This window comes from Streptomyces sp. AM25 (genome assembly GCF_058146165.1).
Genome location: NZ_JBKIWN010000026.1, coordinates 1 through 25215 on the forward strand (window position 1 = coordinate 1; position 25215 = coordinate 25215).

Here is a 25215-nt window from a genome sequence, read left to right on the forward strand (position 1 = left end):
CGATCAACGAACTTTGCAATCGCCCTGGGACAGGTGTCGGGCGGCATACAACGTGTCCACTGTCTTCGCGGCCAGTGCGCCAACGTCCACCAAGTCGCCATAGGTGCGCAGGCATCGGTAGTCGCCGTCGAAGAGATTGTGGCCGATGATCAGGTCGATGTCTTCGGCGGCCGCGTTGAGCTCCGACAGATTGTGATCTCGGAACGTGCGGAAGGCGCGCTGCCGCCAGATGGCCTGCCCAGGCACGCCGGCGGCTTCCTGCCATTCCATCACCAAGAGGCCCGCGACGTCGATGTCCCAACGCTCCGGCAGACTGCGACCCGCCACCCGCGCATAATCCACGTCCAGCACCCCTACCGTGCGGGGCGCTCCCGCCGGCAGCCGCCCGGCTGCCCGGGTGCTGTAGCCGGACGCGTGGCCGCCGTAGCGGTCGGCGGCAACGATGCTGGGGTCGGGCGCCACGATCGGAGTCCACGTCTCCATGACCTCCGCACTGGCGTAACCACAGTCCGCCTTGCCGTGCGTGCACACCGAATGCGCCACATACAGGGCGAACCCCCGTCGGCGCAGGTCCAAACCACCGGGATCTTCGGAGAGTTGCTGCTCAGAGAACACCCAGTTGCAGACCGGAACAGCCAGGTCGGACTGCAGATACCAACCTGCCTGAAGCGGCGCACGCGGAGCATCGATCTGCGGTGAGAAATCGGATGAGTACCCCTCGGGTACGTACGCCGTTAATTCCGAGGGCGGCAGGCCAGCTTCTCTCAGGCCGTCGATCAACGCCTGAAAGCCCCAGCCACGCGAAGGCACACGCGGGCCACCAAGGTTGATCGTGGCGGGCAGTTGCCCCTGCGGGGGAACCACTCCGGTCCGTCGGGCACGCGACGGTGGCTTCTTCTTCCGCTTCTTCGGCATGCGAGGGACCGTAGCCACCCCCACTGACATTGCCCTCTGGAAGAGCCGATCGGCCTCAACCTCTGACCACGACTCATCAGCTGAACGAACATGCTGTCATGAAGGATCGGGCTCGGGTGTCCTAGGCGCGGTCACGGAGCGGTGGGTTGACAGGGAGCAGTCCACCGATCGCTGCCGTCCGTACACGCCGTGCCAGGCTCGTTTTAGCACCATTTTGCGGACGATGGGCAGGAACGCAGCGAGGACGTCGTGGGAGCGGTCGCACACCTGGCAGACAGTGTTGCCCTCGGATGTCGATGAGAAGGTCAGGTTCGGGAGACGTACTGCTGCAGTTCAGCGAGAGAGGCGGATCGTGAGGTGGCCGCCGGGGTCCTGCGGGAGGACGGAGCGGAGCACGGGGGCGGGGTCGGCGAGGGCCGTGGTGAACGCGGCGACGAGCTCCTGGGGGGTGGAGGGACTGAAGGCCGCGCACCACTGGTGAGGGAGGTGGTCGTCGGTCTGGGCCCAGGCGAGGTATCCGGGCAGGCCGGGGATGGGGTTGCCGTCCTCGATGGCCTCGGAGACGGCTCCGTAGGTCACCCATGCCTGGAGTTTCGGGGCGTAGTAGGTGTTGTCGGCGTCGGTCGGATCCGTGGACCAGTGGGCGTCGGCGAGAGGCTCGAGCGGTGTACGGCCGGGCTCGATGCCGCTGGTGACGTCCGGGGCGGTGGCCAGGGCGGCGGCGAAGGCGGTGACGAGCTCGTGAGGGACACAGGCAGTGAAGTAGGCGTTCCACACAGGTGGCGCGGCGACGTCGGTGCGGGCGAAGAACTCCCACACCACAGGGTCCCCGTCGAAGAGCACGTTCGGGTGGCCGGGGAGCCATTCGGCACCGCGGAGTTGGTCGGCGTCCAGGAGGTGGCGGGTCTGGGTACGGGTGGTCCAGCAGCTCCATCCGACGTCAACGAGGGCGTCGGTGACGCGGTCGCCGAGGAGACCGTCGTTGCCGGCAAGGTAGCGCGGGGAGACGAGGAACGGGCCGACGTCGGGGGTCGGGGTGCTGGTGCGCTGGTAGCCGTGGGCCTGGTCGGGGTTGGTCGAGGACAGGAAGAACTCCACTGATCAATAAGGTGGTTGGTGGTCGTCCGGGTCAGCGTGCCGTGGCGCGTACCGTGCGGCGTCGCGTTTGCGGCGCGGTGGTGTCGGCGGTCCATCGCAGGGCTACTGCGACGGGGCGGGGCAGGTAGCTCTGCTGTCCGCCGTCGCCGAGGAACACGGCGCGACGGCCGTCGTCGTCGAACCCCTCGGTGAGCGCGCCGGGGTAGTGCGCAAAGGGGAAGTCCGGGTTGACGGCGAGGCGGACGACGGCGTCATCGTCGTAGGTCTGCAGGCGCTGGACGAGCTCTCGCACGGTGATGTCCTGAGGCAAGATCGTTCTCCTTGGTAGGTGTGCCGATGCTGGGATGGAATGGGTCAGAGGGCCATCGTCGCTGCGTTCGTTGTGTATGGGTGGGTCGGGAGGTGGAGATCACTGCTGCGACGAAGGCGGCGATGAGTTCGGCTGGGGTCTCCTGATCAAAGCTCGCCGCCCAGCCGGGCACGTCCGCAGTGCCGGTGACGGCGATCTTCCAGCCCTCGCCGGCCGTCCCGGGTCGACCTTCGGGGAAGTATCCGAGGTAGAGGCGGCCGTCTTTCGAGGAGACGTGGACGTCGGCTCTGTCGTCTACCACGAAGTGGTAGTCCTCGGCGTCGAATTGGTTCAGGACACGGGTAGCCTGGCCGGGGCCGATCGGCCACTCGCGCAGGCGCAGGGCGGCGAGGGTGGTGCGGAATCCCGGTGCCGTTGTCTCGATGGCCATGCGGGCATCCCTTCTCTGGCCTGCGGTTTTTCGGACTGGGTGACTTTGACATGGGTCCGCGACGTCTCTCCAGTCCGATACGGCTCTTCCGCGTCTGCCGTGGGCGAATTGACCAACTGCATCGTCATCTCAGCCATCAGTGGATGGTGTTCTTCGCCCGAGAAGGGGCCCGAAATATTCCGTAAGGGCGACATGGCAAAGGCCCTCACCGTGGGGTGAGGGCCTCGTGCGGGATGGGTGTGTGGTCAGCGGACGCGGCGTCCGGCCGTTGATGTTGCTGACGGCGATGCGGGTCTGGATACGGGAGTTCGGTGGTGTTGCGTGGTCGCGGTGCGGGCGCGGGCGGCCTGTGCGCGGCGTACGTCCAGGGGTGTGGGGGTGGGCGGTGGGATGGGGGTGAGTTGGGCGTGGGTGCGGGTGAAGCGGCTCAGTTCGCTGGTGTAGCGGGTGACGGGGGTGGGGTCGGCCAGGGCTGTGGTGGTGGCGGTGATGAGGTGGACGGGGGTGCGGGTGGAGAACGTGGCGTACCAGTGGGGCCGGTTGGGTGAGGTGCCGCCCCACAGGTACCAGCGGGTGTCGTTGGTGGTCATTTCCCGGTGGTGGTCCAGCTCCTGCCGGTCGTAGGTGAGGCCGGCTTTGCCGTCGGGTGCTGTGACGTCGAAGAGGGCGGTGCGGGTCGGTGTGGTGGTCCATCCCTGGTCGAGCAGCGGTTCGACGGCGGTGTGTACCGGTCCGCGGGCGCCGTGCAGGTACGCGTCGGGGCCTTGGGTGTACGCGCTGGCGAGGGCGGTGGTGAAGGCGGTGACGAACTCGGTGGAGGCTGCGGTGTTGAAGGTCGCGGCCCAGTGTGTGGGGCCGAAGGCGTCGGTGTGGGCGTTGATGCGCCACAGGGCGTCATCTTCGCCTTCGGGAATGTAGCCCAGGCGGATCCGGTGGTCCGGGGCGGAGAGATAGACGTTGCCGAGGTCGTCGTCGTGCAGGGCCCAGCCAAGGTCGTGCAGGGGCTGAAGGCCGGGGTCACCGATGGCGGTGGAACCTGCGAGATGGCGTGGGGCGACGCGGTACTCCTGGAACGGGTCCTCGCGGACAGAGGGGGACAGCGCTGGCTCCTGGAAACCGGGGCGGCGCCCGCCAGCCGGCGGGCGCCGCGGAAAGTGCGATGGGGCGGAAGGCCACAGGAGTTGGGCCCTGGCCGGGAGGGGTTTCAGGGTTCCCGGCCAGGTACCGAGCGGGGATTACTCCTGCGGGTCAGTGGTCTCGTCCTCGGCGGCGGTCTTCTGCCGGCGGCGGGTGGCCCACAGGGCGCCGCCTCCGGCCAGCAGCAGGGCTGCTGCTCCGCCCAGGGCCCATGCGGTGGTGTCGGCACCGGTGTGGGCGAGTGCTCCGCCGGGGGTGTCCGGGGTGTCGGGGGTTTTGGGCTTGTCCGGCCGGTGCGGCGGGGTGGTCGGCGGCGTCGAGGGAGGCGTGGTGGGCGGGGTCGTCGGCGGTGTGGTGGGCGGGACGGGGATGTTCTCCACCGTGACGGCGACCTGCTCCCCCGGCTTTGCCGTGAACGGTGACGGGGTCTTGGTCAGCTGGTAGTGCTCGGGGGCCTTGGTCTCCTTGGCCCAGTAGCGGGTGCCCTGCTTGAGGTCGACGTCGAGCTTGAGCTTCGCGGTGCCGTCCGCGCCGGTGGTCAGCTCGGCTATCTTCTTGCCCGGCTGGTGCTTGCCCGCGGCGTCGACGGTGTCGGAGTCGATCTCGATGACCGCGCCCGCGAGTGTCTTGCCGGTCGACTTGTCGATCTTCTTCACCAGGAGGTCGGCGTTCTTGAACGGGTCGACGACGGCGATCGGATGGGCCTTGGCGGACTGGCCCTCGGTGATGACGATGTCCTGGTCGGGCACCAGGGCGTGGATCTTGTCGCCGCTGTCGGTCTCGTGCAGGCGGTACGTGCCCGGTGCGAGGTTGTCGAAGGCGAGGATGCCGTCGGCGTTCGTTGTGCCTTCGGCGACGGTCTTTCCGGTGGCTGGGTCGATGAGCTGGAAGCCGGCGCCGGCCATCGTGTTCTTGCCCGGGTCGGTCTTGTGGATCTCGACGCCGCCGGTGGCGGGGGTGACCTTGACCTTCGTGGTGCCCTCGGCGGCGGTGGTATCGCCGGCCAGCAGCATGCGCTGGGCCGAGGCGTCGCGGGGTTCGAGGACCTTCAGCTGGGAGCCCGGCAGCCCGCTCGCCGTCGCCTTCACCGTGGCTTCACCGGCCGTGGCTGCGGTGAACTGCCAGCTGGCGGTGCCGTCCTTGCCGGTGGTGACGCTGCCGCGGGCGGTGCCGGAGCCGGTCTCGGACAGGTCGATTGTGACGCCCGGGACCTTGGCGCCGGACAGGGAAGCGGTGACCTCGACGGCCACCGAGACCTTCTTGCCCGCCGTGGTCGTCTCGACGCTCGGCTTGATGTGCAGGGTGTACGGGCCGGCGTACTTCTTCGCTTCGGCGATGTAGCCCTCGGCCAGGGTGCGGGCCGTCGGCGACACGTTCGGGTAGCCCAGGCGCTGCTTGCCGCGGGATCCGTTGATGGCGTACTTCCCGCCGGCCAGGAACTCGTACGTCGCGGCGTCGACGGCAGCGGCCTGCTCGTTGGCCTGGGTCTGGCCGTACTTGCCGATCACGTAGGAGGCGTAGGCGACGTGGGAGTCGGGGACGGCCTGGCCGGTCTCGGAGGACGTCCAGTGGGTGACGGTCTTCGGGCCGGTGTAGCCGCCGGCGGCCTGGGGGCCCTTGCGCTCGGGGTCGGCGCAGTAGGTCTCGCTGTCGCCCCAGACCGTGATGCCGGGCGGTCCGTAGGCGCCGATGTGGGAGGTGGCGGCGTTGCCGTCGGAGTCCGGGATCGTGTAACCGGGCCCCAAGTCAAGCGGCTTGGCGTCGGCGGCCTGGGCGGTCGGCGTCCAGGCGAGCGTGCCGGCCACGCCGGCGGCGACGACGGTCGACAGCAGCCGGACGGTGCAAGGGGTGGTGCGGGTGCGCATGGGGTGGTGGTGCTCCTGCAATGCGGTAGGTGCCAGCCCCGCATACGGGGACCGTGGGGTGAAGCCCCCGCCCAGCGAGGCTGGAGGCGGAAGGACGGGGGAAGGACAGCAGCGAGGCGTGGCCGTCAGGGAGTGCGGCTACGGCGTACGACGGTGAGCAGTGCGGTGCGTCCAAGGCCAGGGCCGAGGGCCGTGGCGATCGTCATCGTGACCGCCCGCTCGTCGCCGGGGCCGGGGCGATGGGCGCGCGGCGGGTGGTGTGGGAGAACAAGTCGTTCTGCCGCCACGAGGGCGGTATGCGCTGTGCGGTGATGGCCGGGGTAGTGCGGGGGCTGGTGGCGACGGCGGCCGCGGCCGCTGCCCGTCGCACCTGCCCGTTCTGCGCACGGTCAGCGGCCTGGGCGGGTGACCAGACGGGGTGGTCTGTAGTGGGCGGTCGGCCCGCGGCCCACGCGGACAGCGCGGTGTAGGCCGGGCCCAGGGCGCGGGCGGCGGCGGTGAGTTGGTAGGGCGAGCGGTGGTTGTCGGTGACGCGTTCGACGAGACCGTCGGCGCCCAGCTGCCGCAGCCGGGAGGTGATCACCATCGGGGACATGCCAGGGGCCACTTCGCGGGCCAACTCGCCGCTGCGCATTGGACCGTTGGTCCGCAGCGCCCACAGGACGGCGGTGGCGTGGCGCGGGGTGATCAGCTTGAGGGCGTCCTCGACCTGCTCGGCGCGGGCGGTGGGGCCGGTGTCCTCCAGACATGCGCCGGCCCATGAGGCCAGCGCGTCCTGGACGGGGGCGAGTTCGCGTCCGCGGTCGGTGAGAGAGTAGTAGACCGGGCGTCCGTCGGTGGCAGTGCGGTCGAGGATTCCGTGGTCGGCCAGGGCCGCCAGTCGCTGGGAGACAGCGGGATCTTTCAGCCAGGGCAGCTTCTCGCGCACCTCGTGGTAGCGCAGGCGGCCGGCTTGCTGGAGGGTCTGCAGCGTCCATACGCTCCAGCGCGGGGCGATCATCGCCAGGGACTCCTCCACGTGCTGCAGATCGTTGACGCGGGAGGTCGGGGTGGTGGCGGTCATCGAAGGGCTCCTTGCAGAGGGTCAGCGGGTACGGGCAGCGGTTGCGCACGATGCTCGGGGAGAAGGCTGAGTACAGGCATCAGCGCATCAGCGATTCCGGCGTACGGCGGGTGTGGTGGAGGCGGCTGCCACTGGCGGCACCGGCAGGGCCGTAGCCGCTGGGCGGGCACGCGCAGGCCGGGAGGAGCTGGTGGGCATGGTGCGCAGCAGCTCGTCGATGGCCCTGGCGTACTGGGCTTTGGCGGTGGTGGCTGCCGCCAGCCACTGGATGTCGACGGCCAGGTCCTCGGCCGCCGGTTCCTGGCCGGGGGCGGTGGCCGTGTGGAGGCGGTCACGGACCTCGTCCAGGTGGCCTTCGGCCACGGTGAGAAACCGCCGCAGCTCCAGCATGCGCTGCACAGCCGGCGAGACCGACGCGGCGGCCTGCTGCTGGTGCAGTTCTTCCATGCTGTGGCCGAAGGCGGCCTCGATGACGCCGTCCTTGCTGGACGGGCGCAGAGCAACGCTCACACAAACCTCAACATCAACAACAGGGTGGAAAAGGGTGGTTCACCGGCGGCGGGCCGACGCCTCGGTGTGGCTGGCCGTCGGCGGCGCGGTGCTCGCGGCCGGTACTGGTGCTGTCGCGAGCGGGTAGTTCGGGGAGTGGGCGGTGGCTGCGGCCGCCCGTCGGGCTTGCGCCGCCACCGGGCCAGCTGCGGGAAGGGAGGCGTGGCGGTCGACGAGGTGGAGCAGGGCCGTTGCCTGGGCGTCACGGGCGGCCATCGCTTCCGTGACCGCGCCCGCAGCCTCCAGCAGTTCCCATCCGTCGGCTTCACTCAGGCCGTCTTGCGCTGCGCCGAGTCGTTCGAGCAGCACGTCGTGGTGGCCTTCCAGCGTCTGCTGCAATGCGGAGAGCCTGGCGTACGCCTCCACGATCTCCACGAGGCCCGCGTCCGGACGCTCTGTGGTCGCGGTGTGCTGCTGGAGGTCGGTGAGGGTGCGGCCGAGGGACTGCTCGATCCGTGCACCGAGCAGTGCCAGTACCTCGTCGTCACTCATCAATCAACTCCCTGGGCGCATACGGGTGGTAGTGCTTCCAGGGTCTGGATGACGGCCGGTTTGGATAACCGGTGATCCCGCGCTATAAGCAGGCACCGCCACCCCTCGGCTGGTACGGCTTCCGGTCAGCGCCGGAGTCCTGTCGAAGGAGGTGTCGGCGGCTTGGCAGGCGGGAGGGCCGGGAGTGGCTGAAGCGACCTGCGGGTGGTGGTGCGGGCGGCCTCGGCCCTGGGCGTGGTGAGCATGCCGGGGACAGAGGGGTGCGGCGCCGGAAGGGGTCCCTCGCGGTTCTCCATCCACTCCCATGCTGCTTCGGCGTTGCGGAAGGCTCCTTCTCGCAGGGTGTAGGTCGGGCTGTCGGGTGACCACGTTTCGAGAAAGAGGCGGTACGGCCTCTCGGCGCTGGCGGGATCGGTGTCGTAGACCAGCACGGATGTCTCGTACTCGGTGCAGTCGTCGGTGTAGTGCTCGACGACGTCGTACCGGGTGCCGGAGGTCACCAGCTGTTCTTCCAGCACGGTGGTAAGTGCATCGGCCGGCCGCGCTCCCGTACGCTCCGGCGGCACACGGACGGCATCCGGTGCAGCCCCTCGGGCGATCAGCCACCGCTGGGCCAGGGAGATCAGGGGATGGCGCTCGGCGTCGAAGCGAAAGGTCAGCTTGTCCGGTTCCCGGGTCAGCGTCATGGCCAGCAGCTGCGGGCTCCCGGGGAGGTCCCAGGTGGCCGCTGTGTCATGCAGGAGCAGGTAACTGTGCCGGCCATCGTCGGTGTGGTGGGTGGCTAGCGGAGCCAGGCAGTCGTGGTTCGTGGTCAGAGCGTGGAAGAGGTACTCATCGCTCCCGTCAGCCAGGGTGTATCCGTCGAGACGGAAGTCCAGGGCGGACAGGTCGGGCAGGTCATGTGCGGGATGGTTCAACGGTGTTCTTCGATCAGGTGTCATCCACGGCGATCAACCGTGGCATCGTCAGCGTCGGCGGTGCTGCGCCGTCTGCGCAGCCACGGGCGCCGTGGTCGGGACGGTCTGTACCGCGGGCGCGGTCTGGCGGGTGCGGGTCAGGCAGGCACGGCCGGCATCGGTCAGCGTGATGGGCTGCCCGGTGTGCAGAGGCCGTGTGGTGTCCCGGTTCACCAGGCCCTGGGTTTCGAGCCGTTGGAAAGCGGGCCAGGTGACGCGGTTGCCGGAGGGGGTGGTCACGGACATGCGGTGGGTGAGCAGGTGCTCGCGCAGTACCGCGCCACCGGGAGCGATGGCCACCAACGCGGCATAGTCGGCCCGGAGAAGATCGGCCCCGGTAGGTGCCGGTCGGGGCCGGTCGTGTTCTTCGAAGGGCTTGAGCGTGCACAGCAGTTCAGCGGCGCGCTCGTCACGCTGGGCGACGGCGTCCTGCAGCTGGACGACGGTGCGGTCGATGCGTCGGAAGAGGGCGTCTTCGACCTCGAACTCGCCGCTGGAGAGCCGGTGGAGCAAGGTGCGATAGAAGGTGACGCCCCGCTCCGCGTCCGCCAGCGCGCGATGCGCGGCCACCACGTCCGCGAGCCCCTCCTCGGCATGGACGCCGGTCTCCCACAGGGCGTCGATGCTCCACCCCGTCGCGCTCTCCACCCGAGCATCGAAGGACGTCAGCGCCTTCGGGTGAGTTCCTGTGGTGCTCACGCGGTGCGCTCGTCATGGCCAGCGGGGTTGGCCGGCAGGTCCGGGCGGTGTCGGCGCAGCGCGGCGGTGAACTCGGAGCGCCGGTAGCCCTTGCGCTGGGTGCCGTCGGACAGGCGGATGTTGTGCGAGCGGATGCTGTACGGGGACAGCAGCATGGCCAGGCGTCGGGGGGTGAGCTCTTCGCGCTGCCAGGTGCCCAAGGCAGGCCCCTTCGTCGAACGCAGGGCCTCCACGATGTCCGCCGTGGGCAGAGTTCCAGGGTCTCCGTGGGCGGCGAACACCTCACGACAAGCCCGAAGAATGCCCGTATCGCCCTGGCGGTGTTCCACCGCGTTACGCGCGCGCCGGCCTGCGGACGGATGCGCAGCAGTTGCCCTGGGGGCTGCGGTGCGGCGCGGTGTGGCGCTGAGCAGGTGGACGAGCTCTTCCGCACGCTCCAGCAGCTCGACTGCCTTCTGCCGACACCGGGCGCGGCGCTCCTCCTGTAGGGCTTCGTCAGCGTGGAGGGCCAGGGTGAGCGCCGGGTACGGCAGGCGTGCGTCGGCCCCGTCGAGGCGATGCTGTGTGCAGCAGGAGGCGTCTATCAGGAGGTCGGCGAAGAAGGGCGTCATCGGGAGGGGCCTTTCTGGGCGAGCGGCGCCGTCGGAGCGGCGGTGGCCGCGGGGACAGTGCGCCGCTGGGGCGTGGGGGATGCAGAAGTGCGCACCGGCACGGTGCGGGGTGAACGGGCGCGGGCGGCGGTGGCGCGGGGGGACGAGGTTGTGCGTGTGCGGCCGAGCCGGTGGAAGGCGGTGTTGTACGCCTCGAATCCGGCACGGGGCCGCATGGCGACCAGGAAGATCTCCCGCTTGTGCAGGGAGCCGGCCGGGGCGGGGCGTTCCTGGTAGACGATGCGCCAGTCGACCTTGGCGTCGACGTAGAGCTTGCGGCAGTCGGACAGGTCCTGGCCGTGCCGGTCGTCGAGACGCTGACCGCGTTGTTCTCCGTGGACGAGGTCCTGCAGGGAGAGGAGGGCAAGGTCGCGGATCTCGGTCGGTGCCTCGCGCAGGTCGTCCAGGGCGCGGGGGTCGGCGGCGAACGCGAACTTGGGGAAGCTCACGTCGGCGTCACGTGACCTGGGTGTGTCCGGTGGTGGGGACCGGGGCGGTGGTGGGCTTCGGACCTGGCAGCAGGCGGTGCGCGGGCCGGGCCGGATTCGTAGTGCACGCAGCGAACGGACCACCGGGTGCGCGGAGTTGGGCCATGGTGTGGTCGAGGTGGTCGCGATGCCACGTCGAGGGGCCCGACGGTCCGGCCTCGGGGTCGATGTGCTGCTGCCAGGACAGCCACAGCGCGTGGAGGCGGGCAACGGCCTCGGGGTGCTGGTCCCACCAGGGGCACCAGGGGGCGCTGGAGGTGATCTCCCGGCCGTAGACCGGCAGGAGCAGGTCATCGACCCAGTCCGTGAGCGCGTCGAGCTCGCTCTCGTACGCCTGGCCCTCCATGGCCATGATGAACAGCGGTTCACCACCGTCGGCCGGTCCCGGGCCAGGAGCGAAGCCGCCGAAGTCGGGTCCTGGCAGGGGTATCGGCGGCGGGTCGGCGGCCAGGTGGTCCAGGACGCGGGCTTGCTCCTGGGATTGGTCGATCAGCCGACGCACGCTCGCGGACAGATCAGCCAGGTCAAGGTCCGACATACGAACCGGCTCCGGGATTTCTCCCGTGGAGGGGTCGGGGGAATCAGACACAAAGCTTCTTTCCAACAGGGCGAGTTCAGTGAAGGCCAGCGTCCGGACTCCGGCTGGTTTGGGTAACCGGTATCCGGACGCTATAAGCAGGCGGTATCGGCCAGCCCGTATCCGCTAAGGGCAGGGCCCGTGGCTCCGCCGGTGGGCATCGTCGGTTACTCGGTTGGGCCGGCGAGGGCGTAATCGTCCTGCGAAGAGACCGCGTGGAGAGCCTCGGTGAGCCGGTTTGCGGCGATGTCCGTGTAGTGCTTGGTCTTCTCGATGCCGATGAAGTCGTAGCCTTCCAGCAGGGCGGCGACGCCGGTGGATCCGGAGCCTGCGCAGAAGTCGAGGATGGTGCCGCCGGGCGGGCAGATCTTCACCAGTTCCCGCATCACCTCAACGGGCTTCTGCGTGATGTGCTGGCGGCCCTTGCGCGGCTGGGACCCGGTGTAAAGGCCAGGCAGGTACACCGGGTTGCGGTCGGCGTCCACTGCACCCTTGGACGCCCAGTGGATGAACTCGCAGGACTGCTTGAAGCGGCCCTTCTGCGGCCGGGCCTGGGGCTTGTGCCAGGCCAGCGTGCCCCGCCACGTCCAGCCGCCCGCCTGGAGGGCGTCCGACATCGAGCCTGCCTGGCGCCAGTCGGTGAACAGCAGCAGCGTGCCCGACGGCTTCGTCACCCGGTGCGCCTCGGTGAGGATCTGCGTCAGCCAGAACGTGAAGGACCTCTGGTCCATGTTCTCGCCGGGAAAATCCGCCAGCTGATGTTCGGCGTCGACCGAGGTGTACTTCTGCCGTGCCGTGCGAGAGGTGCGCTCCTTGGCCGTGCGCCCACCGGAGTTGTACGGGGGGTCGGTGATCACGGCGTCCACGCTGTTGTCGGGCAGCGTGGCCAGTACGGACAGAGCGTCGCCCTGGTGCAGGGAAAAAGACATGACGAGGTCCCGTTCAAAGGGTGCGAGAGGGAACTGAGAGCGCTCGCATAGAAGCACGCCCTGGTGATCCAGACGGTGGCTGCGAGGCGACTCCAAACTGTAGGCCCAAAAACCCGGTTGACCCCGGGCAGAGGGAAAACTTCCCTGAATTCATTTCCGGTCGCCGAATCCTTTGGTCAACCGGGATTCCCTCCCTACAGTTCTGGTCATGCCCGCCCCGGCCACACCGGACGGCACCCCTCAATTCCCGGCTCCCTTCAGGAGAGGTCTCTTCGTCATGCCACTGAGCACCTGACACATGCCCCGGACGCGGCCCGGGAGCTGCAACTCCCCCGCGCCGGCTTGTCGCACCACCAGCAACCAGACCTGTTCCGGGCCCCTTTGGACCAAGCGCACGCCCGGACGGCTCCACGCGAAAGACACTGCCTTGGCACACCCATGCCCTCATCCAGCCCTTCCGCCGCCCCGGGCCCTTTCTGACCGGCCGGGCAGGTGGCATTGAAGGCCGTCGTCGCGACCATCGGTGTCGCGGTCCTCAGCCCGCTGCTGCTGGCCGGCACCGCCGCAGTCGCCGCAGCCGGCGGCGGCGCAGCCAGCGCCGCCCACGGTGATTGCGGAGGCGAGGCCGGATCGGTCGACGCCGAAGCGGTCGCCAAACAGGTCAAGGACATCCTTGGCGGGAAGAGCGGCGGGAAGGTCTCCGTCGAGGGGCTCGAGCTGCCCGCCGAGCAGATCCCCAACGCCAAGACGATCGTGGCCACGGGCGTGGCCATGCACATTCCCGAGCGCGGACAGATCGTCGCCCTGGCCACCGCCATGCAGGAATCCCGGCTCCGCAACCTCAACTACGGCGACTTGGACAGCCTCGGGCTGTTCCAGCAGCGGCCGTCCGCGGGCTGGGGAACCCCCGCCCAGGTACGCGACCCGGTATATGCGTCCACGAAGTTCTACAAGGCGCTGCTGGAAGTGCGCGGGTGGGAGTCGATGACGGTCACCCAGGCCGCGCAGGCCGTCCAGCGTTCGGCATTCCCTGATGCGTACGCGCAGTGGGAGCCGCTGGCCCGTGCCCTGCAGTCCGCGATCATCAAGACGCTGCCGGACGGCGGCAAGTCCAAGCCCGAGGACGGCAAGACCGCCGACAAGGACAAGAAGGACAAGAACAACTCCACGACCGGCAAGGGTGGTTGCGCCACCGGAGCGGACGGGAGCAACTTCGGCACGATCCCGCCGGGCGCGGTACCCAAGGGCTACACGATTCCCAAGGACGCCCCGAAGAAGATCCAGACCGCGATCCGATGGGCGCTCGGCCAACTGGACACCCCGTACCAGTGGGGCGGCACCTGCGAGAACTCGCACGGTCCGGACCCGATGGGCCGGTGCGACTGCAGCTCGCTGATGCAGATGGCCTACCACGCCGCCGGCGTGAACATCTCCCGCACTACCTACACCCAGGTGAACGAGGGCAAGGCCGTCTCGATCAGCTCACTCAAGCCCGGGGACCTGCTCTTCACCCGGGGCACCGCGGCGGTGCCCGAGCACGTGGGGATGTACATCGGCAGCGGCTTGATCATCAATGCGCCGAAGACCGGTGACGTCGTGCGCATCACCACGCTCGCGAACTGGAAACCCCAGATCCTCGCCGCGCGCCGCATCCTCAACTGACCGGAATGACCGCCAGCTTCACCGAAGCCACTCCCCTCCCCTGGCCAGGGGCACACCCCCGGCCCCGGTGAAGCAGCTCACGTCGACACGGCTCACGCCTTCGCCCACGACCGCCCCTTCCGGCAAGCAGGCCGAGACCTGCGCCTGAGCCCGCTCTGCAGCATTTCTCCCCCTCCCCGAGGCGCTTGCCTCCCCTCCCCCTTCTTTCGTCGCTTTCGCACGCCGTTTCGGCGTGCCTGCAAGGAGCTCGTCTGTGCCCACGCTCGACCACGTCCGCTACCTCGCCTACAACCCGGGCATCAGCCCGAAGGAGGGCGGGCTTCCGGGCCTGTCCGTCCTGAAGGACGTCATCTCCTCGATCAACCTCTTCGCAATCATCGCGATCGTCGGCGCCCTGGCCGTGAGCCTGGCCGTGTGGGCCTGGGGCCACTACACCGGCGGCCACCAGGCCGAAGCCAACGGGAAAAAGGGCGCGGTCGTCAGCGCAGGTTGCGCGCTCGGCCTCGGCGCCGCCAACGGCATCGTGTCGTTCTTCAGCACGCTCGGAACGCAGGTCCACTGAGATGCTGAAACGTCACTCCAAGCGCCCGCGCACACCACGCTTCGCCGCACTGACCTCGCGGACAGCCTCGTGGTCGATGAACCGGCGCCTGGCCGCCGGCATCGCGGCCATGACGGTCCTGGCCGGTGCCGCGGGGCTGACCGCCTACCTCACCACCGACACCGACAAGCCCGCCGGTTCACCCCCTGCGGCCTCCACGAGCAGCAGCCCCTCACCGACAGCCTCGGCCGACGGTGAGGGCAGCGGCGCCGTGCCGAAGCCGCCGTCCACCCATGACCCGGTGGAGTTCGCCAAGGCCGCTGCCGGTGCCCTGTGGTCCTACGACACCCGCCAGGCCACCCAGCCGCAGCACCTGGCCAGGCTGAAGGCGTGGATGACGACCGAGGCGAAGTACACCGACTGGGACTCGGTGGCCTCGCAGGTCCCCGACCCGACGCTGTGGTCACGGATGCACGACAACGGCCAGTACGCCACCGCGAAGATCGCCGAAGGCCATATGCCGCAGGCGTTTACGAAGGCGCTCGGCGACAACCCCGGCGCCATCACCGAGGCGTACGTCTACGTGGTCACCGTCAGCGGCAAGCAGTCCATCTCCTGGCGCGGCGGCGGAGCCGGCGCCGAGGGCCGGGCGATCATGCTCGCCGTCCAGTGCCGCCCCGACCGCAACTGCGCCCTGTCCGGGGTCTCCCCCCGCGTCGCCCCCTGACCCACGCCCAGCAGGAAGGAGGTAAATACCTGTGGGCTTCTGCAATCTCCCGCTGGTGGACAACGTCTGCAAGGCGGTCGACGCGATCGATTTCGTCGCCGACCCCGGCAAGTCCATCACCGAGGGCCTCGGCGCGTGGATCGCCAAGAGCGTCGGCGAGCTCGCCGCCTCGGCAGCCGACCTGGCCGCCAAGGCCGTCGCCACCACCACCAAGGTCGATCTCAACGCAGGATGGTTCAGAGACAACTACGAACTGATCCTGCCGATTGCCCTCCTGGTGATCGTCGGCACGTTCTGTATGCAGCTGGTACGAGCCGCCTGGAAACGAGACGGCCAGGCGTTGAGCCAGGCGCTCAGCGGCACGCTGGTCGGCGTGATGTTCGCCTTCGGCGCCATCGCGTTCACCACCGTCGCCCTCACCGTCGTCGACGCACTATCGGACGGCCTGTTCAAGGCCGGGCACTCCTCGATCGCGGACTCCGTCCGCCGCATGATCAAGGTCTCCCAGTACGGCGGCATGTACGAACTGGGGTGGCTGGTACCGACGTTCGTGGCGATCGGCGCCGCCATCGGAGCGTTCCTCTACTGGTGCGTGATGATGGTCCGCAAGGTCGGCATCCTCGTCCTGGTCACGCTCGCCTGCTTCGCCGGTGCGGGCGGTGGCTGGGAGGTCGCCAAGCGGTGGCGCAAGGGCTGGATCGAAGCCACCGCGACGCTCGTGGTCTCGAAGCTCTTGATGACGATCGTCTTCCTGCTGGGTGTCTCCGCCATGGGCAAGACCGAGGCGAAGGACGGGCTCGCCGCCGTCTCCGATGCGATGGCCGGCATCGTCGTGATGGTCATGGTGCTGCTGTGCCCGTACATCACGTACCGGTTCGTGCACTGGGCCGCCGATGGTCACGGCGAGGACCTCCACCGCTCCGGCGGCGCCGGTATGGCGGCTGCGTCCCGTACCGCCCAGGGTGTCGGCCGCAAGGCCATGGCCATGTCGGCCGGAGGCGGCGGCGGTGCCGCTCTGGCCGCGGCAGCCCCGCAGGGCCCGCCGCAGGTCCCCGGCCAGCTGCTGGCCAAGGCAGCTCCCTCCAGCTCCGGCTCAGGTTCCAACTCGGATTCGGATAACGACTCCGGTTCGGGAACGAGCGGCAGAACTTCCGGCCCCGGGTCGAGATCTTCCGGGAGCCACGGCGAGGGCGGCTCGGGCGACGAGCCGACGCCCACGCCTCCTCCTCGGTTCGTCACCGACGACAGCGGATCCTCATCCCCGCAGTCCGGCCGGCTGACGGGCCAGGGCAACGGCATGCCGGCGCAGCAGTCCGGACTCATGGCCGCGGGTAGCCAGCCGGGTGCGGGACTTGCCTCCGGCTCCGGTCTGATCGGGCAGGGACCGCCGGCCCCGACTCCGCAGGGCCCCGCGGTCTCCACGCCCAGGCCACAGCCCGCCACCCGGTCCGGCGAGACGGCCGCCCCGCCGTCGCCTCCCGCGACCGGCAGCTGATCCGCCCTCCCCCGTCTCTGGGGCACCCGCCGGCCCAGCCCACTGCGCCGACGGGTGCCCCGGGCCCCACCCGGCCACGAACCCCCTCGCTTCGTCGTGGCCCATGCACTTCCAGAACGGCCCCACCTGTATGTCTGATCACTCCGCCGCCGTGCCGGTGACGGTGAAGTTCCCGCACCGAAGTCGCCGCGGCATCCTGCTCGGGCTCTCCCTGCCCCAGCTCGTCCTGACCGCCTCCACGCTCGCGGTGCTGATGCTCACCGTCGTGAGCACCGGCCTGACCGGCGCCTTCGCCCTCGCCCCGCTGTGGGCAGCCATCGCCGCGCTGGTCTTCGTCCGTCGAGGCGGCCGCTCGCTCATCGACTGGGCCCCGGTCATCACCCGCTACTCCATCCGCCGCGCCCGAGGACAGCACATGTGGTTCTCCCGTCCCTCCACCCACCCCTGCACCGAGGGCCTGCTCCATCTGCCGGGCACCGACGCCTCGTTGCGGGTGTTCACCTCACCCGACCGGCAGCTCGCCGCCGTCCACGACCCGCGCGCGGGCACCATGACCGCCGTCGCCCGCATTTCCAGCCGGGCCTTCGCCCTCCTCGACCCGGCCACCCAGAACGCCAACGTCAACGGCTGGGGCCGCACCCTCGCCGGACTCGCCCGCACCGGACACATCAAGACCATCCAGGTCCTCGAACGCACCGTCCCCGACTCCGGTGACGCCCTCACCCGACACTGGACCGAACACGGCCACCCCCAGGCACCCGTCGCCGGCACCGTCTACGCCGAACTCGTCACCGCAGCCGGACCCGCCGCCGCACCTCACGAGGCGTACCTCGCGGTCTCCCTCGACATGAAGGCCGCCCGACGGCTCATCTCCCAGGCCGGCGGCGGACTGCCGGGTGGTTTCACCGTGCTGCAGCAGACCACCGCGACCCTCACCCAGGCCGCCCGCAACGCCGGGCTGACGGTCACCGGCTGGCTGGAGGCCCGGGAGATCGCCGCGGTCATCCGCACCGCCTACGACCCCAGGGCCCTCTCCGCCCTCCAGCAGTGGTCACCCACCGGCCGCGCCGAAGCCGACCCGGCCGCCGCCGGCCCCGTCGTCCAGGTCGAGGAAGCCGACCGGGTCATCACCGACAGCGCGCACCACGCCACCTACTGGGTCGAGAACTGGCCCCGCACCGAAGTCGGCGCCGGGTTCCTGCACACGGTGCTGTTCTCCGCCGGGGTGCGCCGCTCCTTCTCCCTGATCTATGTGCCGCAGCAGCTGGAGGCCGCGCTGAAGGACGTCCAGCGGCGCAAGGCGACGATCATCGCGGACGCGGCCGAGCGCCAGCGCAAGGGCCAGGTCGACAACGAAGAGGACTCCGTCGAGTACGCGGACGTCAAGCAGCGCGAGCGGCAGCTGATCGCCGGCCACGCCGACGTCGCCCTCACCGGCCTGCTCACCGTCTCCGCCGACAGCGACGACCAACTCGACGCCGCCTGCGCACAGATCGAGACCGCCGCCGTCTCCGCCCAGGTCGACCTGCGCCGCCTGCTGTGCCAGCAGCCCGACGCGTTCGCCACCGCCGCCCTGCCGCTCGCCCGCACCGCCCTGTAACACCCGCAAGCCGCAGGAAGGACCCCATTTCCGTGACGACTTCGTCCCCGCTCGCCGAGCGCGAGCCGCTCGCCTACGTCACCGCGGCGACCGCCGGCATCCGCCACCACACCCGCACCACCACCTCACCCCCCGGAGGCCGTCCGGCGCCCCGGGGCCACGTGGACGCCCTCCACGCCCACCTCACCGCCCTCCACGCCCTCCTCGGCCGGCTCACCGAGCAGACCCGCGACGAACATCCCGCCCAGAGTGGCCATTTCGCGGCAGCACGCACCCGTCTGTGGCAGGCCGGCGAGCACCTCCACGACGCCTTCCACCAGGCTCCCCGCACCCCCGTGTCCGACCCGGACGTGCCGCAGGGCGAGACCTGCGAGCAGGACATCGACCCCACCGGGCCGCCGTTCCTGACGATCTGCCTGCGCCATCTGCGCACCAGCACCGTCGTCCGGCAGCAGACCACCCCGGCCGACCTGCACTCGCCCCTCCACGGTCACGCCTGCCACCGCACCAGCTGACCGTCCCCCGCTGAAAGCCGAGCACTCCCACCGATGAACCACCGGCCCGCCCGCACGGCACGCCGCGCCAGCGCCTCCCCGCTCTTCACTCCCCACACCCGCGACCGGGCCCGGCGCCGCGCCGACCGCCAGCAGCTGCACGCCGCCCGCGACAAGGCCCGCAAGGCCGTCCCCACCCCTGCCCGCCGCCGCGGCCGGACGGACGACCAGGGACCGATACCGCTGTACCCGGCCAACGGCCGACCGGGGCCGGCCTCCGCCCGCGGGGGGAAACTCTCCCTGCCCGCCCACCGCATGACCACCGCCACCGTCGCCGGCGCCTACCCCTTCCTCGCCGAAGGCGGCCTCGGCGCCGAAGGCACCTACATCGGCCGCGACGTCCACGCCGAAGCGAGCTTCACCTTCGACCCGTTCGCGCTGTACGGGAAGCTCGACGGGTTCACCAACCCCAACGTGCTGCTCGCCGGCGTCATCGGCATGGGCAAGTCCGCGCTGGCCAAGAGCTTCGCCCTGCGCAGCGTGGCCTTCGGATACCGGATCTACGTCCCCTGCGACCCGAAAGGCGAGTGGACGGCCGTTTCGGCCGCGCTGGGCGGCATGACCATCGCGCTCGGCCCCGGCCTGCCCGGCAAGCTCAACCCCCTGGACGCACCCCCGCAGCCCGACGGCGTGACCGCCGGGGACTGGGCCGGCGAGGTCCGCAAGCGGCGGCTGATGCTGCTCGGTTCGCTGGCCCGCACCGTCCTCGGCCGGGACCTGCTGCCGATGGAGCACACCGCCCTCGACGTCGCCCTCGACTGCGTCGTCACCCACGCCGCCCAGACCGGCCGCACCCCGCTCCTCGGCGACATCGCCGCCACCCTCAACAACCCGGGCCTGCTCGACATCGCCGGCGGCGAACTCTCCGGCCGCCTCGGCGACGCCGCCCGCGACCTCGCCCACGCCATGCGCCGCCTCGTCCACGGCGACCTGGCCGGCATGTTCGACGCCCCCTCCACCGTCGTCTTCGACCCGCGCAGCCCGATGCTCACCATCGACCTCTCCCGCCTCGGCGGCTCCGGCGACGACACCGGCCTCGTCCTCGCCATGACCTGCGCCTCCGCCTGGATGGAGTCCGCACTCGCCGACCCAGGCGGCGGCAGACGTTGGGTCGTCTACGACGAAGCCTGGCGACTCATGCGCCACGCGGGCCTGCTGGAGCGCATGCAGTCCCAGTGGAAGCTCTCCCGCGGCCTGGGCATCGCCAATCTCATAGTCATCCACCGCCTGTCCGACCTGCTCACCGCCGGCGATGCCGGCTCGCGCGGACGCGCACTCGCCGAGGGCCTGCTCGCCGACTGCTCCACCCGCATCGTCTACCGCCAGGAAGCCGACCAAGTCCTCGCCGCAGCCGGACTCCTGGGCCTGACCTCCGTCGAATCCCAGGCCATCGCCCACCTCAACCGCGGACGCGGCCTATGGAAAGTCGCCGGCCGCTCCTTCATCGTCCAGCACCTGCTCCACCCACAGGAACTGGCCCTCTTCGACACCGACGCCCGCATGCACTGAAAGGTCCGCAAGTTCACCATGCCTGACATCACCAGCCCCGGCTACTTCCTGCGACTCGCACGGAGCCTCGACAGGATCTTCGACGACCTTCCGCAGGCCGAGCGTGTGCGGCGAGGCGACGACATCAGCGCGGCCGTCCACACAGTGGTCACCAACACCGGCCACGTCCTGACCGAGATCAGCGAAGAACTGGCCACCAGTAGCCGCCACGAGGCCGAGGCTCCCTCGGCGTACAGCCACGCCGAGCGCTCCGGCACAGCAGCACTCACCCAGTGCGCAGTACCTCTCGGAACCGCCCTCGCCCACCTCAGCCAGGTAATCGGCCATCTCGGCTTCCTCCACGAGAACACTCGGCACTCCGCCACCGGCCCGCGCACTCCCGCCCCAGACGACGTGCAGCTTTCCCTCCAGAGCCACCTCGACCAAGCCGGCAGCACCCTGCGTACGGCCGCCGGGCAGCTGCGCAGCAACGCCACCCAGCTCTCACGCCCGCTTGCCGCCCGAGCCCTGACCGCGCCGTCACACGTGGTGCCCACCGCCGTGGCACCGTCTGCCGAGCAGGCGTCCCACCGGTCCCGCTGACATCGCAACGCGGACCCGCACCCTCGATGGTGCGGTCGGGCCAGGGGCCCGGTACACCACAAATGTCGCTGCAGCATCGAGATCCCCGACGATACGGCGACTTCTCCGCACCCTCGAGCGGGCCCCTGGCTGCCTGGATCCCCAGATCGTCGGCCCAGCTGAGCCCCAAACGAACCCACGGCAGTACAGACATCCGGAGCGATCCTGTTGCGCATTGACCCTCGCAGCCCCGCCCACCTCAACACTATCGCCCAGGAAATACGCGAACTGGCCAACGGGCTCACGCTGTTCACCCACAACACGCCGGAGACAGCGGCCTTCACCGCCGGTGCCCGGATGAAGGCCCTCGGCGGCATGACGGAGATGCTCTCCAACACCCTGCTGTACAACCTCAGCGGCGAGCCCTCCGCCGACCGCGCCGAGCGTCGCGGTGCCGGCGCCCTCGCCACCGCGGCAGCCGGTACGTCACAGGCCATGGGTCACCTGGCTGAAGCGCTCCAGCAGGTCGCCTTCCTCCAGGAACACGCCACGCGCCGGCCAGGGCCGGACCTCGCCGACGCCCAGCAGGCCGCATGGAACGTCATCGGTGACCGCCTGGACGAAGCCCGTACAGCGCTGGAAGACACCGCCACTCAGCTGGAATCCGACACCCGTCACCTCACCCAGCCGCCACGGCGGCCCACCCCGCGCAGAACCGTCCCGATCGCGCAGGCCCAGCGGCCGCCCACGCCGGTGTCTGTTCCCACCACCCCTCTGCGCCGACCGGTCCCCTGACCGCACCACCGACCACCCGTCACCGGAAAGAACTTCCCTCTTGCCTCACCGAGCTGATCTGTCCGCGTTCGCCGACGCACTCGCCCTGCGGCTGCCCGGCACATGGACCAGCCAGTACCACCCGCACCCCGACTACCCCGCCCAGTTCCCCATCGCTGAAGAGCTATGGGACATGGCCCATGCCCATTGGGCTGTCTCCGAGTTCGTCCTGAACCACGACGCCGTACTCACCGGCCCCGACGGCAAGCGCCTGTACGTCATCGACCGGCCCCTCAACCAGAACGAGTTCATCGTGGCCGCCCTCGCGCCGCCAGGACTGGACGACCACCTCTTCCGCGGCGTACCCGAGCCCAACGGGATCACGGTGGGCGCTGATCCCGCCCGGGCCGCGGCCACCGTCGCCCGGCGCCTGCTGCCCCGCTACAACAAGGCACTCGCCGAAGTACACCGCAGAGCCGCCGTGGAGCAGAACCTTTCGGTGAAGCGCACGGCCCGGGTGGATTTCGCCTGGCAGGCAGACGGCTCCCTGACCGCCACCACCGACCACCCAGCGACCATCGATCACCTACACCGCGCCGGATTCCATGCCGACCCCCGCGACGGCAACACCTTCGCCCTCCCCGTCGCCCTCAGCCCAACCGAACGGGACCAGAGGCTGCGCACCGTCGTTCTTGAACTCGGAGCTCTCGGGGCCCATGTCTCCCTCCGCAGTGCCCCCGCGCCGCCCGCACCCGCGCCCCCGGGGTCGGCGGTCCTGACGGAGCTGGTCCACCGCGCTGCCTCCGCCGAGGACCTGCACGATGTAGCCGCGGTCCTCGACGAAGCACTCGACCCGAGGACCGGCCCGCTTGCCGGTCTGGAAGCAGTGGTCCGTCACAGCGCCGTACGCGCCGCCCAGACCGGACCGGCCCCGCTGCGCAGTGAGTTCACCGCCTCCTTCGACGCCATCGCCGCACGCATCCAGCAGCTCCATCGCGATCTCGCCGAACTTCGGCTCGGCGTGGGAGAGATCGCTGCTCTCACCCACGCCCACGGCGAGCACATCTGGTCCGATCTCCTCGACCAGCGCCACACCACACGCGCCACCCCCACTGCGACAGCCGTATCCCCGACGCCAGCCAGGACCACCGCCACCATCGGTGTCCCGCGCGGGCGTTGAGCGTAGCCACGTGCCGCCGGTCACCGCCGTGCCCTCGTTGCCGCCACCGGTGAGCCCTTCACACTTTTCCCCAGCACGGAGCACAGCCCTGTGGATAACCCAGACCCTCATGTCGTCGTCGGCCGCCACCCCGAATTCGGCTACGTCGCCCTGAACACCCAGGACTTGTTCGTCGCCGACCACGTGCTCAAGCTCCTGGGCTTTCAGCCCGTCCCCGACAGCAAGCTCTACGCCCTGGCCAACCCCGAGCACGACGGCGAACGCCGCACCCGGCAGGCCATCGCCTCCCTGCGCGCCGCCCGCTACCAGGTCGCCGCCGACATCAGCCTCGACCCCGCACCACCCCAGCAGGCCGCCACCCCGCGCCTCGCCAACGAGCACCAGCAGACCACGACGCAGGGCAGGGCGCAGCGGACAACGCCGACTGCTCAGGCGGCGGTCGTGAAGTCCGCTGCCTGGCAGAGCCGTACCGATCTCCAGCCCATTCCGCCCAAACCGAAGAACCCTCCGCTGTGGGCTCCCCGCAGCCAGATACGACGTTGAGGCCTCAATGGACCTGACACCAGCCGACCGTGTCGCCGGCGCACGCTCCACAGCAGAAGCGGCACGCATACTCCAGGAAGCGCTCGAAGATCCGCACGGCCATCTGGCCAGCCTCCATGACCTGTTGGAGCGAGCCAGTATCTGGTTCGACGAGCACCCCGGCCCCACCCCCGGCAATGCCGTCCGGCGGCTGCGCGACGCCGCTGCCGCACTGGACGCGATCGGGGACGACGTCGTCCGGCTCACCGAAGATCTCACCCACTCCCCCGCGCCCACACCCCGCGGGACGGGGTCTCGGCCGCACACCGTGCACCCCTTCGGCCCGCCCGGCCCCAGCCTGCCACCGCGTGCTGCCACACCGCCCGGCCACCGTCCCCGCCGCTGACCATCCCCTTCAAACCGCGACCGAGTTGGAGAACTTCATGGCTGTCCGTACTCACTGGACCATCGACCACACGTGCGGCCACCAGGTCGACCATGACCTGTCCGATCGGGCTGCCGACCGCCGCGCCGGCTTCGCCCGCTGGCTTGAGGTCCGCGACTGCTCCGACTGCTGGAAAGCCGCCCGCGCAAGCAGCCCGGACGAGAAGCAGCAGTGGCTTGCCGCCCGGCGCGCCGAAGAGCAGGAAGCAGCCGCCGAGTGGGAGCAGCGCTACGCAATGCCGCCGCTGGAGGGACCGGAAAAGGCGGTGGGCTGGGCGGTGCGGTGCCGGCACCAGCTGGTGACCGCCGCGTACACCGCTCTGGCCGTCGAAGGTGAACTCGACGACGCGGACTGGTCGGAGATCGAGGAGAAGGTTCGTACGGTCACGCGGGCCGGGTGGTGGATCGATCAGCGCGATGCCGACGGCGCCGATCTGCCGGAGCTGCTCGAGGCGGCGACCGACGCCGACCGCCCGACCGAGAACCCTTACGTGTAGCAGAGCAGACATAGCCCCTTATGGCCGGTTCAAGAAACCGGCTTCGCCGCACGACCCCCGACGTGCGTTCCCCTTCTCACCGTTCCACCGCTGAGGACCCGTCGATGCCCGACTCCGCTCCCCTTCCCGTCCACGCCACCGACACCGTCACTCCCCGCCGGCAAGTCCGGCACGACCACTTCGCCCCCGGCGATCGCGTCGTGGTCATCCGGGGCAGCCTGGGTGGCGATCTCCATGGCGACGACCTGACCGTCGTCGCGCCGTCCTGGCACACGCCCACCGGCCAGGACGGCTGGCGCACCCGCAATCCCCATGGCGGCGCCCACACCTTCACCACCGCGCACCCGCGCTATCTGGTCCACGTCGAGCGGCACTGCCCCGACTGTGTCGCGTTCTTCCGTGCCCTGGCCGCCGAGCTGCTGCCGCAACTGCCCAAGCGCGGGTGTACGGAAGGGGATTGGTACCGCTTCACCGCGCTCGACCAGCTCGTGCATCGCGATGACTACGGCCTAGCGGCCTGATCCCCCCTCTGGAGCCGCGATGGTGATGCCGACACCGTTGTGCAGGACGTCTTGCAGACCGCGGAGCCCGACACCCCACCCGCTCGTCCCTGCCGCACAGATTCCCCCCGCCTCACATGTTCCCCAGCTCCGCCACGATCGCCGGACCTGCAGCTCGGCTAACGTGCCACCTCTTCTACCGCCTGCGCCGACTGCTCCAGCGCTGCATCAGCCGCTGTGCCTCCGCATGCACGACGCGCCGCCGACATACGGGCATCCCTCTGGCCACCGGCTTCGGCACGCTCGACGAGACCAGTCGAACGTCCGGCACGACACCTCCTCCTGGCCTCCGAACCGGGTTGTGAGCAGCCGATGTTGACGGTCCCGTCCCGGTAGCGATCGAGGAGGTGGATCGGCTCGCCGCCGGTCTGATCCACCTGCTCGACCAACGTCTGCGCATCACGAACGAGCCCCGGGCTGCGGCCCCCGTC

The 25215-nt window shown here is 70.0% G+C and carries 28 protein-coding genes and 1 pseudogene; 14 read left to right on the forward strand and 15 right to left on the reverse strand.

Annotated elements, in window-relative coordinates; translation table 11 throughout:
• Positions 1-3: 3 nt before the first annotated feature.
• From ACLHRZ_RS28985 to ACLHRZ_RS29055, 15 genes and pseudogenes are all read right to left on the reverse strand, one after another.
• Positions 4-915, reverse strand: coding sequence for a hypothetical protein (locus tag ACLHRZ_RS28985; RefSeq protein ID WP_490421519.1), 912 nt, complete (start codon positions 913-915; stop codon positions 4-6).
• Positions 916-1248: 333 nt separating this feature from the next.
• A complete protein-coding gene (locus ACLHRZ_RS28990; RefSeq protein WP_490421520.1) occupies positions 1249-2013 on the reverse strand; it encodes an SPDY domain-containing protein in 765 nt (254 codons plus the stop codon).
• 31 nt (positions 2014-2044) lie between these two features.
• Entirely contained in the window at positions 2045-2305 is a 261-nt protein-coding gene (locus tag ACLHRZ_RS28995; protein WP_490421521.1) for a hypothetical protein, read from the reverse strand.
• 103 nt (positions 2306-2408) lie between these two features.
• Positions 2409-2753, reverse strand: a pseudogene (locus ACLHRZ_RS29000) (SPDY domain-containing protein); the annotation flags it as partial.
• 245 nt (positions 2754-2998) lie between these two features.
• Complete coding sequence (locus ACLHRZ_RS29005) at positions 2999-3961, reverse strand: SPDY domain-containing protein (protein WP_490421583.1); 963 nt, start codon at positions 3959-3961, stop codon at positions 2999-3001.
• 27 nt (positions 3962-3988) lie between these two features.
• Complete coding sequence (locus ACLHRZ_RS29010) at positions 3989-5755, reverse strand: SpaA isopeptide-forming pilin-related protein (protein ID WP_490421522.1); 1767 nt, start codon at positions 5753-5755, stop codon at positions 3989-3991.
• A gap of 202 nt (positions 5756-5957) precedes the next feature.
• Complete coding sequence (locus ACLHRZ_RS29015) at positions 5958-6818, reverse strand: winged helix-turn-helix transcriptional regulator (RefSeq protein WP_490421523.1); 861 nt, start codon at positions 6816-6818, stop codon at positions 5958-5960.
• An 87-nt stretch (positions 6819-6905) separates the two neighbouring features.
• On the reverse strand, positions 6906-7328 hold the full coding sequence (locus tag ACLHRZ_RS29020) for a hypothetical protein (RefSeq protein ID WP_490421524.1): 423 nt from the start codon (positions 7326-7328) through the stop codon (positions 6906-6908).
• Positions 7329-7367: 39 nt separating this feature from the next.
• Positions 7368-7859: a hypothetical protein gene (locus ACLHRZ_RS29025; protein ID WP_490421525.1), complete on the reverse strand. Its 492-nt coding sequence runs from the start codon at positions 7857-7859 to the stop codon at positions 7368-7370.
• 125 nt (positions 7860-7984) lie between these two features.
• Positions 7985-8776: a hypothetical protein gene (locus ACLHRZ_RS29030; RefSeq protein WP_490421526.1), complete on the reverse strand. Its 792-nt coding sequence runs from the start codon at positions 8774-8776 to the stop codon at positions 7985-7987.
• Between the two features lie 48 nt (positions 8777-8824).
• Positions 8825-9514, reverse strand: a complete 690-nt coding sequence (locus tag ACLHRZ_RS29035) for a hypothetical protein (RefSeq protein ID WP_358345638.1) — start codon at positions 9512-9514, stop codon at positions 8825-8827.
• Positions 9511-10125 carry a DUF3631 domain-containing protein gene (locus ACLHRZ_RS29040; protein ID WP_358345635.1) on the reverse strand — a complete coding sequence of 205 codons (615 nt, stop codon included), beginning with the start codon at positions 10123-10125 and terminating at the stop codon, positions 9511-9513. Before ACLHRZ_RS29040 ends, ACLHRZ_RS29035 begins: the two co-directional genes overlap by 4 nt.
• Positions 10122-10613 (reverse strand): hypothetical protein, encoded by a 492-nt coding sequence (locus ACLHRZ_RS29045; protein ID WP_358345632.1) that lies wholly within the window; start codon positions 10611-10613, stop codon positions 10122-10124. The genes ACLHRZ_RS29040 and ACLHRZ_RS29045 overlap by 4 nt, the downstream gene beginning before the upstream one ends.
• 7 nt (positions 10614-10620) lie before the next feature.
• Complete coding sequence (locus ACLHRZ_RS29050) at positions 10621-11190, reverse strand: DUF4913 domain-containing protein (RefSeq protein WP_490421527.1); 570 nt, start codon at positions 11188-11190, stop codon at positions 10621-10623.
• 206 nt (positions 11191-11396) lie between these two features.
• Positions 11397-12158 (reverse strand): DNA-methyltransferase, encoded by a 762-nt coding sequence (locus ACLHRZ_RS29055; protein ID WP_490421528.1) that lies wholly within the window; start codon positions 12156-12158, stop codon positions 11397-11399.
• Positions 12159-12656: 498 nt separating this feature from the next.
• Between ACLHRZ_RS29055 and ACLHRZ_RS29060 the strand changes: the two genes are divergently transcribed.
• The 14 genes from ACLHRZ_RS29060 to ACLHRZ_RS29125 all read left to right on the forward strand — a co-directional run bounded on the left by ACLHRZ_RS29060 (position 12657) and on the right by ACLHRZ_RS29125 (position 24745).
• Positions 12657-13820 carry a C40 family peptidase gene (locus ACLHRZ_RS29060; RefSeq protein WP_490421584.1) on the forward strand — a complete coding sequence of 388 codons (1164 nt, stop codon included), beginning with the start codon at positions 12657-12659 and terminating at the stop codon, positions 13818-13820.
• A 253-nt stretch (positions 13821-14073) separates the two neighbouring features.
• Positions 14074-14382: a DUF6112 family protein gene (locus tag ACLHRZ_RS29065; protein ID WP_049714171.1), complete on the forward strand. Its 309-nt coding sequence runs from the start codon at positions 14074-14076 to the stop codon at positions 14380-14382.
• 1 nt (position 14383) lies between these two features.
• Positions 14384-15088 carry a hypothetical protein gene (locus tag ACLHRZ_RS29070; RefSeq protein WP_490421529.1) on the forward strand — a complete coding sequence of 235 codons (705 nt, stop codon included), beginning with the start codon at positions 14384-14386 and terminating at the stop codon, positions 15086-15088.
• Between the two features lie 31 nt (positions 15089-15119).
• Positions 15120-16583: an SCO6881 family protein gene (locus ACLHRZ_RS29075; protein ID WP_490421530.1), complete on the forward strand. Its 1464-nt coding sequence runs from the start codon at positions 15120-15122 to the stop codon at positions 16581-16583.
• A gap of 130 nt (positions 16584-16713) precedes the next feature.
• A complete protein-coding gene (locus tag ACLHRZ_RS29080; protein ID WP_490421531.1) occupies positions 16714-18183 on the forward strand; it encodes an SCO6880 family protein in 1470 nt (489 codons plus the stop codon).
• Between the two features lie 32 nt (positions 18184-18215).
• Positions 18216-18698: a DUF6238 family protein gene (locus ACLHRZ_RS29085; protein WP_490421532.1), complete on the forward strand. Its 483-nt coding sequence runs from the start codon at positions 18216-18218 to the stop codon at positions 18696-18698.
• 33 nt (positions 18699-18731) lie between these two features.
• Positions 18732-20246, forward strand: a complete 1515-nt coding sequence (locus ACLHRZ_RS29090) for an ATP-binding protein (protein WP_490421533.1) — start codon at positions 18732-18734, stop codon at positions 20244-20246.
• Between the two features lie 18 nt (positions 20247-20264).
• Positions 20265-20828, forward strand: a complete 564-nt coding sequence (locus tag ACLHRZ_RS29095) for a hypothetical protein (protein ID WP_490421534.1) — start codon at positions 20265-20267, stop codon at positions 20826-20828.
• A gap of 207 nt (positions 20829-21035) precedes the next feature.
• Positions 21036-21602 carry a hypothetical protein gene (locus ACLHRZ_RS29100; protein WP_490421535.1) on the forward strand — a complete coding sequence of 189 codons (567 nt, stop codon included), beginning with the start codon at positions 21036-21038 and terminating at the stop codon, positions 21600-21602.
• Between the two features lie 40 nt (positions 21603-21642).
• Positions 21643-22761 (forward strand): hypothetical protein, encoded by a 1119-nt coding sequence (locus ACLHRZ_RS29105; RefSeq protein ID WP_490421536.1) that lies wholly within the window; start codon positions 21643-21645, stop codon positions 22759-22761.
• A 90-nt stretch (positions 22762-22851) separates the two neighbouring features.
• Positions 22852-23304, forward strand: a complete 453-nt coding sequence (locus ACLHRZ_RS29110) for a hypothetical protein (protein WP_490421537.1) — start codon at positions 22852-22854, stop codon at positions 23302-23304.
• A 7-nt stretch (positions 23305-23311) separates the two neighbouring features.
• Positions 23312-23689, forward strand: a complete 378-nt coding sequence (locus ACLHRZ_RS29115) for a hypothetical protein (RefSeq protein WP_358345600.1) — start codon at positions 23312-23314, stop codon at positions 23687-23689.
• Between the two features lie 37 nt (positions 23690-23726).
• Complete coding sequence (locus ACLHRZ_RS29120; protein WP_049714160.1) at positions 23727-24224, forward strand: hypothetical protein; 498 nt, start codon at positions 23727-23729, stop codon at positions 24222-24224.
• A gap of 104 nt (positions 24225-24328) precedes the next feature.
• Complete coding sequence (locus tag ACLHRZ_RS29125; RefSeq protein WP_358345598.1) at positions 24329-24745, forward strand: hypothetical protein; 417 nt, start codon at positions 24329-24331, stop codon at positions 24743-24745.
• The last annotated feature ends 470 nt before the right edge of the window (positions 24746-25215 follow it).

Excerpts from the sequence above, each read along its gene's own strand:
- ACLHRZ_RS28985 (WP_490421519.1), bottom strand. The coding sequence starts at position 915 with ATGCCGAAGAAGCGGAAGAAGAAGCCACCGTCGCGTGCCCGACGGACC.
- ACLHRZ_RS29120 (WP_049714160.1), top strand. The coding sequence starts at position 23,727 with ATGGCTGTCCGTACTCACTGGACCATCGACCACACGTGCGGCCACCAG.
- ACLHRZ_RS29050 (WP_490421527.1), bottom strand. The coding sequence starts at position 11,190 with ATGTCGGACCTTGACCTGGCTGATCTGTCCGCGAGCGTGCGTCGGCTG.
- ACLHRZ_RS29095 (WP_490421534.1), top strand. The coding sequence starts at position 20,265 with ATGCCTGACATCACCAGCCCCGGCTACTTCCTGCGACTCGCACGGAGC.
- ACLHRZ_RS29015 (WP_490421523.1), bottom strand. The coding sequence starts at position 6,818 with ATGACCGCCACCACCCCGACCTCCCGCGTCAACGATCTGCAGCACGTG.
- ACLHRZ_RS29025 (WP_490421525.1), bottom strand. The coding sequence starts at position 7,859 with ATGAGTGACGACGAGGTACTGGCACTGCTCGGTGCACGGATCGAGCAG.
- ACLHRZ_RS29055 (WP_490421528.1), bottom strand. The coding sequence starts at position 12,158 with ATGTCTTTTTCCCTGCACCAGGGCGACGCTCTGTCCGTACTGGCCACG.
- ACLHRZ_RS29115 (WP_358345600.1), top strand. The coding sequence starts at position 23,312 with ATGGACCTGACACCAGCCGACCGTGTCGCCGGCGCACGCTCCACAGCA.
- ACLHRZ_RS29125 (WP_358345598.1), top strand. The coding sequence starts at position 24,329 with ATGCCCGACTCCGCTCCCCTTCCCGTCCACGCCACCGACACCGTCACT.
- ACLHRZ_RS29070 (WP_490421529.1), top strand. The coding sequence starts at position 14,384 with ATGCTGAAACGTCACTCCAAGCGCCCGCGCACACCACGCTTCGCCGCA.
- ACLHRZ_RS29090 (WP_490421533.1), top strand. The coding sequence starts at position 18,732 with ATGAACCACCGGCCCGCCCGCACGGCACGCCGCGCCAGCGCCTCCCCG.
- ACLHRZ_RS29040 (WP_358345635.1), bottom strand. The coding sequence starts at position 10,125 with ATGACGCCCTTCTTCGCCGACCTCCTGATAGACGCCTCCTGCTGCACA.
- ACLHRZ_RS29010 (WP_490421522.1), bottom strand. The coding sequence starts at position 5,755 with ATGCGCACCCGCACCACCCCTTGCACCGTCCGGCTGCTGTCGACCGTC.
- ACLHRZ_RS29080 (WP_490421531.1), top strand. The coding sequence starts at position 16,714 with ATGTCTGATCACTCCGCCGCCGTGCCGGTGACGGTGAAGTTCCCGCAC.